Here is a 14,269-nt window from a genome sequence, read left to right as displayed (position 1 = left end):
AGCCGAGGAGACACCTTGAGCCCGCAGAACACCGGCCCCGAGCGGGTGCGTGTCATTCGTGACGGTCTGGCCGCACACCTGCCGGACATCGACCCCGAAGAGACGTCCGAGTGGCTTGAGTCGTTCGACGAGGTGCTCAAGGGCGGTGGCCAGCAGCGCGCCCGTTACCTGATGCTGCGCCTGTTGGAGCGTGCCCGTGAGAACCACGTCGGCATGCCCGCGCTGACCAGCACGGACTACGTCAACACCATCCCCACCGAGCGGGAGCCGTGGTTCCCCGGTGACGAGGAGGTGGAGCGCCGCTACCGCGCCTGGATCCGGTGGAACGCCGCGATGACGGTGCACCGCGCGCAGCGGCCGGGCGTGGGTGTCGGTGGCCACATCTCGACGTACGCGTCCAGCGCCTCGCTCTACGAGGTCGGCTTCAACCACTTCTTCCGCGGCAAGAACCACCCCGGTGGTGGCGACCAGGTCTTCATCCAGGGCCACGCCTCCCCCGGTGTCTACGCCCGCGCCTTCCTGGAGGGGCGCCTGTCCGAGCACCAGCTCGACGGCTTCCGCCAGGAGTACTCGCACGCCGGTCCGGGTGGCGGACTGCCCTCGTACCCGCACCCGCGCCTGATGCCGGACTTCTGGGAGTTCCCCACCGTCTCCATGGGCATCGGCCCGATGAACGCGATCTACCAGGCGCGGTTCAACCGCTACCTGCGCGACCGCGGCTTCAAGGACACCACCGACCAGCACGTGTGGGCGTTCCTCGGCGACGGCGAGATGGACGAGCCGGAGTCGCGCGGCCTGCTGCAGCTCGCCGCGAACGAGCAGCTCGACAACCTCACGTTCGTCGTCAACTGCAACCTGCAGCGCCTCGACGGCCCGGTGCGCGGCAACGGCAAGATCATCCAGGAGCTGGAGTCGTTCTTCCGGGGTGCCGGCTGGAACGTGATCAAGGTCGTCTGGGGCCGCGAGTGGGACGCGCTGCTGCACGCCGACCGCGACGGCGCACTGGTCAACCTGATGAACGCCACGCCCGACGGTGACTACCAGACCTACAAGGCGAACGACGGCGCGTACATCAAGGAGCACTTCTTCGGTCGCGACCCGCGCACGAAGGCGCTCGTCGAGCAGATGAGCGACGACGAGGTGTGGAACCTCAAGCGCGGCGGCCACGACTACCGCAAGGTCTACGCGGCGTACAAGGCGGCCACCGAGACCGTCGGCCAGCCGACCGTCATCCTCGCCAAGACCATCAAGGGCTACTCGCTCGGCCCGCACTTCGCGGCCCGCAACGCGACGCACCAGATGAAGAAGATGACCCTGGACGACCTCAAGGGCTTCCGGGACAGCCTGCGCATCCCGATCTCGGACGCGCAGCTCGAGGCCGACCCGTACCTGCCGCCGTACTACCACCCCGGCCAGGACTCGCCGGAGATCCAGTACATGCTGGAGCGCCGCCGTCAGCTGGGTGGTTTCGTACCGGAGCGCCGCACGAAGTCCAAGGCGCTCGTGCTGCCGGGCGACAAGGTCTACGAGGGCATCCGCCGCGGCTCGGGCAAGCAGGAGGTCGCCACGACGATGGCGTTCGTCCGGCTCGTCCGCGACCTCGCGAAGGACCCGGAGATCGGCCCGCGCATCGTCCCGATCATCCCGGACGAGGCGCGCACGTTCGGCATGGACTCCATGTTCCCGACGCAGAAGATCTACAACCCGAACGGCCAGGCGTACACCTCGGTGGACGCCAACCTGATGCTCGCCTACAAGGAGTCCGAGCAGGGCCAGATCCTGCACGAGGGCATCAACGAGGCGGGTTCCACGGCGTCGTTCACGGCGGTCGGCACGTCCTACGCGACGCAGGGCGAGCCGATGATCCCGATCTACATCTTCTACTCGATGTTCGGCTTCCAGCGCACGGGTGACGGCCTGTGGGCGGCGGCGGACCAGATGGCGCGCGGCTTCGTGCTCGGTGCCACCGCGGGCCGCACCACGCTGACCGGTGAGGGCCTGCAGCACGCCGACGGCCACTCGCTGCTGCTGGCGCACACGAACCCGGCCGTGGTCGCCTACGACCCGGCGTGGTCGTTCGAGGTGGCGCACATCGTCAAGGACGGTCTGCGGAGGATGTACGGCGAGAACGCCGAAAACGTCTTCTACTACATCACCGTCTACAACGAGCCGTACGTCCAGCCGGCCGAGCCGGAGAACCTGGACGTGGAAGGCCTCCTGCGGGGCCTCTACAAGTACCAGGACGGCCCGCGGACCGGTGGTCCGCGTGCGCAGATCCTCGGCTCCGGCGTGGGCCTCCCGTGGGCGCTGAAGGCCCAGCAGCTGCTGGCCGACGAGTGGGGCGTCTCCGCGGACGTGTGGTCCGCCACGTCGTACTCGGAGCTGCGCCGCGACGCGGTCGACACCGACCGCCACAACCTGCTGCACCCGGACGCCGAGCCGCGCGTGCCGTACGTGACGCAGGCGCTGCAGAACGTCCAGGGCCCGGTCGTCGCCGTCTCCGACTGGATGTCGGCGATCCCGGACCTGATCCGCCCGTACGTCCCGACCGACATGACGACCCTGGGCACGGACGGCTTCGGCTTCTCCGACACCCGCCCGGCCGCCCGCCGCCACTTCCTGGTGGACGCGGAGTCCGTCGTCGTCGCCACTCTGGCCGCCCTGGCCAAGCGCGGCGAGATCGGCCAGGACAAGGTCGTCGAGGCGGCCCGCAAGTACCGCATCGACGACGTGCAGGCGGCCGGCCCGTCCACGTCGGACGCGGGCCTCGCGTAGTCAGCTCGCTCGAAGGGCCGTCCCGCACGCGCGGGGCGGCCCTTTTCAGCTCCTGAGGGCGTACTCGGTGAACTGACCGGCGATGGTGAACCCGAGGCGCCGGTAGACGGGTTCGCCTTCCACAGAGGCCTGCAGAACGGCAATGCGGCAGCCCTCGGCCCGTGCGGTGTGCAACGCGGCCAACGTGATCGCACCGCCATAGCCACGCCGACGGTCCGAGACGAGCGTCGCGATGTTGTAGATCCCCGCGACACCCGCGTGCCGGAACACCTCCGCCGTGCACACCGCACGCCCGTCCACGTACCCGACGAGGTAGCGGGCTTGACTGTCCAACGCGTGCTTCGCCACATCGGCGTAGAACCGGCGAACCGCGGCGGCGGGCGGATACCAGTTCGCGGCCAGGACCTCCGCGTGGTCCGCGAGCTCCGCCTCGGTGGTGACCTGCCGGATCTCCAGCCCCTCGACGCCCGGCGCGGGCACGGCGGCGTCGGAGAGGTCCACCCACATCGCCGCCGAGGTCTCGGTCCTCGGCACACCTGACCGCGTCAGCAGCGGCCCGAGATCGGCCGGGGTGGAGGCGGGCCCGACCCACCACGAGAACGGCCGCCCGGTCGCGTTGACCGCGCTCACCGCCTCCGCGATGCGCGCCTTCGCGTTCTCCTCGGTGAACCTCGCCGCGGCGACGACGTTGAACGTGTCGTCGTCCAGGCCGCTGTCCGCGATCAGCAGGTCCCCGGTGTCCTCGACGGTCGCCTCCTCGAGATGCCGGTGCAGGTGGCAGGCGCGTGCGGCGAAGTTCTGCTCCATGCTCTCCAGCAGTCCGGTGCTGATCCGGCGCAACGGCTCGTCGGGCGGGTCGACGAAGTCGTACTCGTCGAAGTCGAGCCAGGCGCCGACGTCGGCGAGGAAGGCCGCGGTCTGCGGTGGAAGGCGCAACCCGGCAGGAGCCCGCTGCGCGTAAGCCGCGCCGTCGTCGTTGAAGTAGCGCATCACCTGCATGACGGCGTCGATGTCGGGGTCGGCGGCGAGACGCACCAGTTCGTCGCGCACGGGCAGCAGCCGGTCGACCAGGTGCTGGATCTGTTGGTCGACGGTCTCGTCGCTGCGCCGGACGATCTTCCACGTGTGCACCCGCGGCACGTCGCGGTCGGGGTGCCTGCTGCCCCACAGGACGGCGTCGTCGGGTTCGAGACCGAGACGCCTCGCCATCTCGGTCTCCGAGACGGTGTGGCTCTTCAGGGCGAAGTAGCTGTACTGCTCAAGACGCACCGGGCCATCGGACCACGCCTGACACCTGCTGACGATTGATATATCGCAGCCGATATATCAGTTTGCGGGACCGTTCACGCACTGGGCGACCGGGCGGGCACTCACCAGCGGGCCGTCAGCTCGGGCGTCGAGGAGCAACGGGATCAGCGCGCGGGCCTCCTGGCGAAGCGGCACGATGCGGTCGCCGCCCCGCAGGTACTCGGACCGGATGCCGTGCAGCGCGAGCTCGTCGCCGACCTCGCGGTACTGGGCACCGGTGAGCACGTACCCGCACGGCGGCTCCGACAGGACGTCGGACGGGTCCGGAGCCTGGTTGTCGGCGCCGCCGAAGTACACCGGGCCGGACCGCACGGCGCGAGAGGCGGCGTTGGCGGCTTCGATCGCCGAGCGGTTGTCGCGGACGAACGACTGCGTGCCCTCCAGGGCGCGAAGGTGCGACTCGACCCGGAAAGCGGGAGCACCGGAGTCGTTGGTTTCGACGAGCAGGCCCATGGCGTGCTTCAACCCGGCGGTGTTGCGCAGGATTCGCTCCTGGCCGTCGCCCGCCACCTGGCGTACGGGTTCACCGGTCACCGGATCGACGTAGATGCCGTACACGCCGGAAGTGCGGCCTGCGGCTTCGACGGACGGACGCACGTACGACCGGGACAGGGTCTCGGAGAGCGCGTGGACGTCAGAAGAGACGTTGAGGTTGCGGGGCCACAGCCAGAGGACGTCCTTCACGTAGTAGGGCGACGAAGGGCCGAACTCGTGCAGGTCGTGGATGACGTCGGGCTGCCAGTCGCGGATCACCGCGGCCATCGCGCGGGCCTCGGCGCTGCGGAGCAGCAGGTGGTCGCGGTTGATGTCGATGCCGGAAGAGTTGCCGCGCGTGTTGAGGACGCGGCCGTCCGGGTTGGCGTTCGGCACGAACAGGTACGTCACGTCGGAGGAGCGCGGCAGCGAGCGCATGCGGATCAGGCAGGCTTCGCGGCCCGCCGGTTCGTCGCCGTGCTGGGAGCAGGTGAAGAGCACCACCGCACGGGCGGAAGAAGAGCCGACGCGCACGAGTTGAAGAGGCCGGCCCTGGGCGGTCGTCCCGATCTGGGTGACGGGAAGGCCCAACGAGCGCAGGTAGGCCTGTTCCTCGGCCTCGGTGGTCCACTTGCCGGTCTTCTCGAAGCCCGTGCGCGGCTCGGTGGCGGCGAGAGCCGGCACGGGCACCAGCAGCGAAAAAGCGGCCAGTAACGCGATCAGTCCCCTCATAGGGGAGACTTTGCCGCCTGTGTCAACCGGCGGGCGGTGCGGTTCCAGTCCCAGAAGCCGTGGATCACCAGGGCCGCGAAGATCAGGTAGACGAACGCGCTGAAGTACAGGTGCGACTGGATCTGCAGCGGCACGCCGACGGCGTCCACGACCAGCCACACCAGCCAGAACTCGACCAGGCCCAGGCCCTGCAGGGTGAACGCCAGCACCGTGCCGACGAAGATCGCGGCGTCCGGCCACGGTGCCCACGAGGCGTGCAGCCAGTCGAGGACCAGGGCGAACGCGACGGTTCCGAGGACGAACACACCGGCCACGACCGCGCGTTCGAGCCAGGAGCCCTTGCGCACCACCACGCCGAACACCGGGTCGCGGTGACGCACCCACGCGTACCAGCCGTAGATGGCGATCAGGCCGACAACGACCTGCCGGGTCGCGAGTCCGCCGAGGTGCGCGGAGAGGTAGACGGTGAACAGCAGAGCCACGGAGACGAGCTGAACCGGCCAGGTCAGCAGTGACCGGCGCTGCGCGAGGAAGACCACCGCGAGCGCCAGGACCTGTCCGACCAGCTCCGTGTACGCGATCTTCTGGCCGAAGATCGTCAGTCCCATTTCGTACCACACGGCTCGTTCCCCCGCGGTTCAGTCGCAGTACACCGGTGTTTCCTACGGTCCCACCATGTCATCTCCTCCAGCGCTGGCGCTCCTGCCTTTGTTCCTGACCGCCCCTGCGACGCCCGTCATCACCCCGACGGTGATCACGCAGACGTTCGAGGCACCCGCGGACGCCGACGACCCGGCCATCTGGGTGAACCCGCGCGACACCGAACGCAGTGTGGTCCTGGGCACGCTCAAGGAAGGCGGCTTGGCGGTGTTCGACCTGAACGGCCGCACGATCGGCGTCTCCCCGGCGCCGCGGCCACCGGCGCCGGGAGCGAAGCCGGGCCGCTACAACAACGTCGACGTCGTGGGGAACCTCGCGTTCGTCAGCGACCGCGGCCGTGACCGCATCCGGGTGTTCGAAGTGGACGAACACGGCGTGAAGGACGTCACGAACCCCGCGACCAGGCCGGTGTTCTCGAAGACCGAACAAGAGGTCGACGAGCAGCACACCGTCTACGGTCTCGCCGCCGGGCACGTCGACGGCAAGGACGTCGTCGTCACGAGCCGGCGCCACGAGACCAGCATCGCGCTTCTGAAGAAAGTCCGGAGTGGCAATGGCTACGACACCGAGAAGGTGTCCACTCTGGACCTGCCGAGCACCTTCGCCCTGCCGAACGGGCAGAGGTGGACGGTGTGCGGCAAGCCCGGTGAGGGCCCGCAGGTCGAGGGCATGGTGATCGACGAACGCACCAGCACCCTGTACGCCGCGCAGGAGGACGTCGGCATCTGGCGCATCCCCCTGCGCGCCAACGGCTTCGGCGAGCCGCAGCTGGCCGACCGGGTCCGGAGCTTCGGCGCGCCGCAGAAGTACCACCCCGAGACCGGGGAATGCGAGGCGGACGGCCCGAACCCCGGTTTCGGCGGCAGGTGGCTGGAGGCCGACGCCGAGGGCCTCGCGATCGCGGACGGCGTGCTGATCGCGTCCAGCCAGGGCGACTCGCGGTTCGTCGCCTACCGCAAGGCCGACATGAAGCCGGTCGAGGACTTCCGGGTCAAGGACGTCGAGCACTCCGACGGCGCCGACGTCGTCACCGGCAAGCTCAACCTGCTGGTCGTCCACGACGGAGAACGCCCGAACGGCACCGGGTTCGCGTTCGTCAGGTTCTAACCTGTCCCCATGGGGACGCTCAACCAGGACCAGCTCAACCGAGCCCTGATCGAACGCCAGCTGCTGCGCGAGCGCGCCGGTCTCGGCGCGCTCGCCGCCGTCGAGCACCTCTTCGGCATCCAGGCGCAGGAACCGAAGTCGCCCTACGTCGGCCTCTGGAGCCGTCTGACCGACTTCGAACCGAAGCAGCTCGAAGAGCTCCTGACCAACCGCGAAGCCGTCCGCATGCTGCTGATGCGCGGCACGATTCACCTGGTCAGCGCACGCGACGCGCTCGGACTGAGGCCCCACACCCAGCTCAGGCTCGACCGCGAACTGCAGAGCGGCCCCTTCGCGAGCCGGCTCAGGGGCCTGGACCTCGACGAGGTCGCCGAACTGGGCCGCAAGATCCTCGAAGACACCCCGCAGGGCACCGCGGACGCCGGCAAGCAGCTCAAGCAGCGATGGCCCGACCGCGAGCACACCGTCCTCGGCAACGCCCTGCGCAACAAGCTCGCTCTCGTCCAGATCCCGCCGCGCGGGTTGTGGCACCGCAGCGGCAGGGCGGTCTGCACGACCGTCGAGAGCTGGCTCGGCCGGTCCCAGCAGGCCATCACCAAGGACGAGCTGGTGCTGCGCTACCTCAAGGCGTTCGGCCCGTCGACGGTGATGGACGCCCAGCAGTGGTCCGGCCTCACCAGGCTCACCGAGACGTTCGAGGCACTGCGCCCGCAGCTGGTGACCTTCCGCAACGAGGCGGGCAAGGAGCTCTTCGACCTGCCGGACGCCCCGCGACCCGACCCCGACACGCCGCTGCCCGTGCGGCTCCTGCCCGAGTTCGACAACATCCTGCTGGCCCACGCCGACCGCCGCCGGGTCATCGCCGACGACCGGCTCGGCGTGGTCGTCGGCGGCAAACCCACGGTCCTCGTCGACGGCTACGTCGTCGCCACCTGGTCGATCACCAAGGATCGCACCATCGCCGTCGACTACCTCGACAAGCTGCCGCCCAGCAAGGAGAAGGCGGTCGCCGAGGAGTGCGACCGCCTTCGGCACTGGATCAGGACGTGAAGTCCCGCAACGGTTTCCACCACGCCGGGTGGTCGCGGTACCAGGCGACCGTGTCCGCCAGGCCCTGCTCGAACGGCACCAGGGGCTCGTAACCGAGCTCGGCGCGGATCTTCGTGTCGTCCAGCGCGTACCGCTGGTCGTGCCCCAACCGGTCGGCGACCCTCTTGACCAGCGCGGGCCCCGCGCTGCACAGGTCGAGCAGGGCGTTGGTGATCTGCAGGTTGGTGCGCTCGTTGCCGCCACCGACGTTGTAGATCTCGCCGGCCCGCCCGGAGGTGAGCACCAGCTGGATCGCCCGGCAGTGGTCGGACACGTGCAGCCACTCCCGCACGTTCGACCCGTCCCCGTACAACGGCACCTGAAGGCCGTTGAACAGGTTCGTGATGAACAACGGGATCAGCTTCTCCGGGTGCTGGTACGGCCCGTAGTTGTTGGAGCAGCGTGTGATCGACACGTCCATCCCGTACGTCCGCCAGTAGGCGCGGGCGATCAGGTCGCTGGACGCCTTCGAGGCCGCGTACGGGGAGTTCGGCTGCAACGGCCAGGTCTCGGTCCAGGCACCCTCGTCGATCGACCCGTACACCTCGTCGGTCGACACGTGCACGAAGCGCGACACACCAGTCCGGCGGCAGGCTTCCAGAAGCGTCTGCGTGCCGAGAACGTTGGTGAGCACGAAGTCCGCGGCCGCCGTCAGTGAACGGTCCACATGCGACTCCGCGGCGAAGTGGACCACGGCGTCGTGACCCGGCAGCAGCTCCAGCAACAGCTCCAGGTCGCGGATGTCGCCCTGCACGAACGACATCCGCGCGTGCGACTCCGGCAGGTTCGCGCGGTTTCCCGCGTACGTCAGCTTGTCCAGCACTGTGACGTGCGCGTCCTCGTAACCCGAGTACCCGCCGTCGAGCACGGTGCGGGCGTAGTGCGAGCCGATGAACCCGGCCGCTCCGGTAACCAGCAGCTTCACGCCGCCACCTCCACATGCGCGTCGTCACCGACGACCAGCCGGTGCTGCTTGGCCGACCCCACCCGGGCCTTGCGCCCGATCAGCGACGTCTCGATGCCGGAGACGTTGTGCACGTAAGCGCCCGACAGCACGATCGAGTCGGACACCCCGGCCTCGGTGATCCGGCAGTCCGCGCCGATCGCCGTGTACGGCCCCACGATCGACTCCTCGACCAGGGTTCCCGCACCGATGATCGCGGGCCCGACGATGCACGACCGCACCACGCGCGCGCCCTCCTCGACGACGACCTCGCCGATCAGCGAGCTCTCCTCGTCGACGACGCCCTGGATGTCCGTCCGCAGCCGCTGCAGGAGCTCGCGGTTGCACTCCAGCACGTCCTCGACCTTGCCGGTGTCCTTCCAGAAGCCCGAGTAGATCCGCGCCCGCACGTCGCGCTCGTGCGTCACCAGCCACTGCAACGCGTCGGTGATCTCGAGCTCGCCCCGCCACGACGGCTCGATCGCGTCCACGGCCTGGTGGATGAGCGGGGTGAAGAAGTACACGCCGATCATGGCGAGATCGCTGCGCGGCTCCTGCGGTTTCTCCACCAGCCGGGTCACGCGCGAGTTCTCGTCCACCTCCGCGACACCGAACGCGCGCGGGTCCGGCACCTTGTAGACGACGACCTGCGCGGACGGCCGCACCTCCGCGAACTCGTCCGCGATCTCGGAGATGCCCTCGACGAGCATGTTGTCGCCCAGGTACATCACGAAGTCGTCGTCGCCGAGGAACGGTCGCGCGATCTTCACGCAGTGCGCGAGCCCCAGCGGCGCGTGCTGCGGGATGTACGTGATCGCCACGCCCAGCGCGGACCCGTCGCCCAGCACGTCGGAGATCTCCTCAGCGCGGTCGCCGACGATGATGCCGATCTCGGTGACCCCGATCTCGCGCAGGTTCCCCACCACGTACTCGAGCACCGGCTTGTTGGCGATCGGGATCAGTTGTTTCGGCATCGAATAGCTGAAAGGTCGTAGGCGTGTTCCCGCGCCTCCGGACAGCACCAGGGCCTTCATGGAACGTCTCCTCCACCGACTGTCACGTGGCACCGAGAGTCCCCGTCGGTGGTGGACCGCAACTGGAGAACCGCCTCAACAACGAAGAAGGGGCCCGGCGCACCGGACCCCTTCCACGAGCTGAGAACGGTTTCTCAGGGCATCTGCGTGCCCGACGGCGGCGTCGAGGCCTCACCCATCCGGCCACCGACGGTGGACGGCATCTCCTGCGACGCGCGCGGCATCGGCGACTGGACGTTCGCCTCCTCCTGCATGCGGTTCAGCCAGCCCTCCCACCGCTGCTGCATCGGGCGGACCAGGCCGCCGCCGACGCCGATGATGATCACGCCCGCGACCGTGGCGAGCACGGCGATCAGGACCGGCATCGTCACCGAGATCGCGATGCCCAGCTGGTTGAGCGCCGCGATGACGCCCAGCGCCATCACGAAGCCGTACGTGATGTTGCCCAGGATCTTCGTGTACGAGCGGGCGCCCAGCGCACCCGTCACGAGACCCTTCAGCGCGGTGCCGATCGCCGACGCGACGATCACGAGCACCATCGCCACGACGATGCGCGGCAGGTACGCGATGACCTCGTTGAGCAGCGTGCTGACCGGGTTCGACGCGCCGAACACGCCGAACGCCAGCTGCAGCGCGATGAGCAGCACGAAGTAGTACACGAGCTTGGCGATCAGGCCGGTGGCGTCCATCGGCGACTGCTTCATCGCGCCGTGGAGGCCCGACCTGTCGACGAGCCGCTCGAAGCCGATGCGCTTGAGCAGGAACTGCACACCCTTGGCGAGCGCCTTGGCGATGAACCAGCCGATGACCAGAACGAGCAGGAAGCCGAGCAGCTTCGGCACGAACGTGGCCACCATCGCCCACGCCTGGCCCAGGCCCTCGGTGATTTGCGAGCCCACGGGCCCTCCTAGACAAAGTTGCGGTGAGTGAAGATCCGACCAGTTGATCGTTTCGTGGTTCACCCCGCTCGGCAACTTCGACACTGTGACACGAAAGGGTGGCTGACGTGGATTTTTGTCTCAATACAGTCCAGAGTGGAGCTACCGGTGGGGACCGGGGAGAGGGAAGCACCCGCCACGGAGCGTGGCGGGTGCTTCCACATTTCTACGGCCTGGCGCTCAGTCCACGGCCGTCGAGGTACGACTGGATCCGGCCGGGGGACAACACGGGAGCCGGCGTCGGAGCCGCACCGCCCTGGCCGTCCTTCGGCACGTCCGGCCGCGGGTCACCGGCGCACTCGGAGCTGCTGCCCGGCAGCGCACCGTCGATCAGGTACCGGTTGACCTTGTCGTCGACGCACTTGTTGCCGCCGTTGTAGAGGCCGTGCTTGCCCTCGTCGACGACGGTGATCAGGTTGTGCCCCAGGCGCGCCGCCATCGCCGGGCCGCTCGCGTACTGGGTCTGCGTGTCGCCCTCGGACTGCACGACCACGCCGACCGGGTAGCCGTTGCGGGCGATCCTGACCGGCTCCTCCGGCGGGGTGAACGAGCGGAACGTGCAGGTCATCGGCGCCGCGCGGACGATGCCGAAGCCGAACGGGTAGCGCTCGCGGAAGGTCCGCATGTCCTCGTAGTAGAGGTGCAGGTCGGTCGGCCAGTCCGACTCGCAGGTGACCGTGTCGAACACGCCGGACCGCAGCTCCTGCAGACCGGTCTTCGCGAGCACCTGTCCCGCCTTCGCGCCCTCGGTGTTCTGCGGCTTCTCACCCGACCGCAGCTTCCCCACGATCGACGCGAGGTCTGACCACAGTGGACGGTAGCGGGACCCGACACCCACTGCGCCGTCGAAGGAAGAGCGGTCGTGCTCACCGATCGGTTTGGTGTGCAGCTTGGCGGCGACCTTCTCCACCTCGGCGATCACCTCGTCCCGCGACTTGCCCAGCCCGAACTTCTCGTTGCGCTCCCCCACCCACGCCGCCCACATCTCGACGTCGTGGCGGTACGCGACGGCCTGCTGGCGGAACTGCTCGTGCCAGATCCACTCCGGGTGCACCGCGGAGTCGAGCACGCTGCGGTCCAGGCGGTTCGGGAACAACGTCCCGTACACCGCACCCAGGTACGTGCCGTACGAGTAACCCAAGTAGTTGATCTTCTGCTCGCCCAGCACCGCGCGGACGACGTCCATGTCCCGCGCGGTGTTCGCGGTGCTGATGAACTGCCGGATCCCGCCCGCCGACTTCTGGCAGGCCTCCTCGGCCTCCCGCGCCTCGGCCGCCCACTTGCCGAACTCGCTGTCCGCGGGACGGGAGTCCGGTTCGGCGATCGCGGGCGCGGCCCGGCAGTTGAGCGCCGTCGAACCGCCCACGCCGCGCGGGTCGAAGCCGATCACGTCGTAGACCTGGGCGAGCTCGGACTTCGCGAGGAACAGCGGCAGTCCCAGCCCCGAACCGCCAGGTCCACCCGGATTGGTGAACAGCACGCCGCGCCTGCGGTCCTGCGCCGCCGCCTTCTTGCGGCTGATGGTCAGGTTGATCCGGTCGCCCGCCGGTTTGGTGTAGTCGAGCGGTGCCATGAGCGTGGCGCATTCCAGCTCGCCGAGCTTTCCGCTGCACGCCGCCCACTTGACCGGCTGCGCGTGGTACTCGGCGAGGGGGTCGGGCGGGTCGGCCGAGGCGGTCGCGCCCGTGGCGGCGAGAGCGACCACTGCCAGGACGAAAGCCAGGAACCTACGCAAGACGAAACCTCCGCGCCGAAGAACAGACCTCTGCTGCCCGAAGGTATGGCGGTTCCCGCGGCGACGAGGGTTGTGTCACCCATCCCGGTGATGTCACCTCCAACGCCCTAAGCTGCGGGTATGACCAAGGCAGCCGAGGCGAAGGAGGAGCACCCGCCCACCCTCTCCGCCCGCACGATGCGCAGGATCGAGCGCGCGTCCGGCACGCTCGCCACCGCGAGCGTGGCCGCGATGGAGGAGCGGCTGCCGTGGTTCGCCCGGATGCCCGCGGACCAGCGCGCCAGCGTGCTGCTGCTGATCCAGAACGGCGTGGCGGGCTTCGTCGAGTGGCTGCACGACCGGCAGCAGGCGATCCGGCTGACCGCGGACGCGTTCCGCAGCGCCCCCAAGGATATCTCGCGCTGGGTGAGCCTGCGCCAGACCGTCGAGCTGGTCCGGATAGCGCTGGAGCACTTCGAGCAGCAGATGCCGCAGATGGCCGCCGACGAGGCCGAACGCGCGCTGCTGATGGAGGGCGTGCTGCGGTACGGGCGGGAGATCGCCTTCTCGGCCGCCACCTCCTACGCGGCGGCCGCCGAGGCGCGCGGCGCGTGGGACGCCCGGCTGGAAGCGCTGGTCGTGGACGGCATCGTGCGCGGCGACCCCGAGGAGTCGCTGCTGTCGCGCGCCGCGGCCCTCGGCTGGGACCCGGCGCTGGAGGCGACGGTCCTGGTCGGCAACCCCGGTGGCGAGGACCCGCCCGCGATCATCTACTCGGTGCGCAGCAAGGCCGCGCGGGCAGGACGGCCGGTGCTGCTGTCAGTGCAGGGCTCGCGGCTGGTCGTGGTGCTCGGCGGGCCGACGGAGACCGGCGAGGACGTGCTGGGGCGCATCGCGGAGGGCTTCGGCGAGGGGCCGGTCGTGGCCGGGCCCACGGTGCGCAGCCTGTCGGAGGCCCATCGCAGTGCGAGCGACGCGTTGAGCGGGCTGCGCGCGGTCGTGGGCTGGCCGGCCGCGCCCAGGCCGGTCCGGTCGCTCGACCTGCTGCCGGAACGGGCGCTCGCGGGTGACCCGGAAGCCGAGTGGCAGCTCGTCGACCGGGTGGCCCGGCCGCTGGAGGACGCCGGTGGCGCGCTGCTGGAGACCGTGGACGCGTTCCTGGAGGTCGGGGGCGTGCTGGAGACGTGCGCCAAAAGGCTGTTCGTGCACCCGAACACGGTCAGATATCGCCTTCGGCGCGTTCAGGAAATGACCGGAAGAAATGCACATGACGCTCGAGACGCGCTTGTGCTTCGCGTCGCTTTGTCTGTAGGCCGCCTTGCTCGCGCACGGGGGCTGTGGTAGCGAACGACCTGTGACCGACTTCGCACACATCCGTTAGGGTGAGAGCCAAACGACCTGTCGACGCGCTGAGCTGGGGTTACGTCCGCCGGCGTTCACCTGGCCGACACTTTTGTAGGGTCTCTACAAATACGATCGCCGTACTTCGTCCTTT

At 69.1% G+C, this 14,269-nt stretch carries 11 protein-coding genes; 4 read left to right on the top strand and 7 right to left on the bottom strand.

Annotated elements, in window-relative coordinates; genetic code table 11:
• Positions 1-15 precede the first annotated feature (15 nt).
• The gene (aceE, locus tag ABZV40_RS38600) at positions 16-2,775 is read left to right on the top strand and encodes a pyruvate dehydrogenase (acetyl-transferring), homodimeric type (RefSeq protein WP_355453660.1); all 2,760 of its coding nucleotides are present in this window, start codon (positions 16-18) and stop codon (positions 2,773-2,775) included.
• A 45-nt stretch (positions 2,776-2,820) separates the two neighbouring features.
• Here the strand turns inward: aceE and ABZV40_RS38595 are convergent, their stop codons facing one another.
• From ABZV40_RS38595 to pnuC, 3 genes are read right to left on the bottom strand one after another with little or no spacing between them, the layout of a single operon-like run.
• Positions 2,821-4,044 (bottom strand): GNAT family N-acetyltransferase, encoded by a 1,224-nt coding sequence (locus ABZV40_RS38595; RefSeq protein ID WP_355453657.1) that lies wholly within the window; start codon positions 4,042-4,044, stop codon positions 2,821-2,823.
• Between the two features lie 57 nt (positions 4,045-4,101).
• Positions 4,102-5,289: a M14 family zinc carboxypeptidase gene (locus ABZV40_RS38590; protein ID WP_355453654.1), complete on the bottom strand. Its 1,188-nt coding sequence runs from the start codon at positions 5,287-5,289 to the stop codon at positions 4,102-4,104.
• The gene (gene pnuC, locus ABZV40_RS38585) at positions 5,286-5,897 is read right to left on the bottom strand and encodes a nicotinamide riboside transporter PnuC (RefSeq protein WP_355453738.1); all 612 of its coding nucleotides are present in this window, start codon (positions 5,895-5,897) and stop codon (positions 5,286-5,288) included. The genes ABZV40_RS38590 and pnuC overlap by 4 nt, the downstream gene beginning before the upstream one ends.
• A gap of 67 nt (positions 5,898-5,964) precedes the next feature.
• On the opposite strand from pnuC, the gene ABZV40_RS38580 reads away from it, so the two are divergent.
• Entirely contained in the window at positions 5,965-7,056 is a 1,092-nt protein-coding gene (locus ABZV40_RS38580) for a phytase (RefSeq protein WP_355453651.1), read from the top strand.
• A 9-nt stretch (positions 7,057-7,065) separates the two neighbouring features.
• On the top strand, positions 7,066-8,106 hold the full coding sequence (locus tag ABZV40_RS38575; RefSeq protein WP_355453648.1) for a winged helix DNA-binding domain-containing protein: 1,041 nt from the start codon (positions 7,066-7,068) through the stop codon (positions 8,104-8,106).
• On the opposite strand, the gene rfbB is transcribed toward ABZV40_RS38575, so the two are convergent.
• From rfbB to ABZV40_RS38555, 4 genes are all read right to left on the bottom strand, one after another.
• Positions 8,096-9,070, bottom strand: a complete 975-nt coding sequence (rfbB, locus tag ABZV40_RS38570; RefSeq protein WP_355453645.1) for a dTDP-glucose 4,6-dehydratase — start codon at positions 9,068-9,070, stop codon at positions 8,096-8,098. The genes ABZV40_RS38575 and rfbB overlap by 11 nt on opposite strands.
• Complete coding sequence (locus ABZV40_RS38565; RefSeq protein WP_355453642.1) at positions 9,067-10,122, bottom strand: glucose-1-phosphate thymidylyltransferase; 1,056 nt, start codon at positions 10,120-10,122, stop codon at positions 9,067-9,069. Before ABZV40_RS38565 ends, rfbB begins: the two co-directional genes overlap by 4 nt.
• A 134-nt stretch (positions 10,123-10,256) precedes the next feature.
• Positions 10,257-11,021: a hypothetical protein gene (locus ABZV40_RS38560; protein ID WP_355453639.1), complete on the bottom strand. Its 765-nt coding sequence runs from the start codon at positions 11,019-11,021 to the stop codon at positions 10,257-10,259.
• A gap of 205 nt (positions 11,022-11,226) precedes the next feature.
• A complete protein-coding gene (locus ABZV40_RS38555; protein ID WP_355453636.1) occupies positions 11,227-12,795 on the bottom strand; it encodes an alpha/beta fold hydrolase in 1,569 nt (522 codons plus the stop codon).
• A gap of 120 nt (positions 12,796-12,915) precedes the next feature.
• Here ABZV40_RS38555 and ABZV40_RS38550 point away from each other — a divergent pair, with 120 nt between their 5' ends.
• Positions 12,916-14,118, top strand: a complete 1,203-nt coding sequence (locus ABZV40_RS38550) for a helix-turn-helix domain-containing protein (RefSeq protein WP_355453634.1) — start codon at positions 12,916-12,918, stop codon at positions 14,116-14,118.
• Positions 14,119-14,269: the final 151 nt, after the last annotated feature.

It is taken from the genome of Lentzea sp. NPDC004782, from assembly GCF_040609115.1.
Taxonomy (GTDB): domain Bacteria; phylum Actinomycetota; class Actinomycetes; order Mycobacteriales; family Pseudonocardiaceae; genus Lentzea.
This window is presented reverse-complemented; position numbering and strand designations above follow the sequence as displayed.

What these genes read in the sequence shown, in the direction of transcription:
- ABZV40_RS38590 (WP_355453654.1), bottom strand. Translation starts at nt 5,289, where the DNA reads ATGAGGGGACTGATCGCGTTACTGGCCGCTTTTTCGCTGCTGGTGCCC.
- pnuC (WP_355453738.1), bottom strand. Translation starts at nt 5,897, where the DNA reads ATGGGACTGACGATCTTCGGCCAGAAGATCGCGTACACGGAGCTGGTC.
- ABZV40_RS38580 (WP_355453651.1), top strand. Translation starts at nt 5,965, where the DNA reads ATGTCATCTCCTCCAGCGCTGGCGCTCCTGCCTTTGTTCCTGACCGCC.
- ABZV40_RS38575 (WP_355453648.1), top strand. Translation starts at nt 7,066, where the DNA reads ATGGGGACGCTCAACCAGGACCAGCTCAACCGAGCCCTGATCGAACGC.
- ABZV40_RS38565 (WP_355453642.1), bottom strand. Translation starts at nt 10,122, where the DNA reads ATGAAGGCCCTGGTGCTGTCCGGAGGCGCGGGAACACGCCTACGACCT.
- ABZV40_RS38550 (WP_355453634.1), top strand. Translation starts at nt 12,916, where the DNA reads ATGACCAAGGCAGCCGAGGCGAAGGAGGAGCACCCGCCCACCCTCTCC.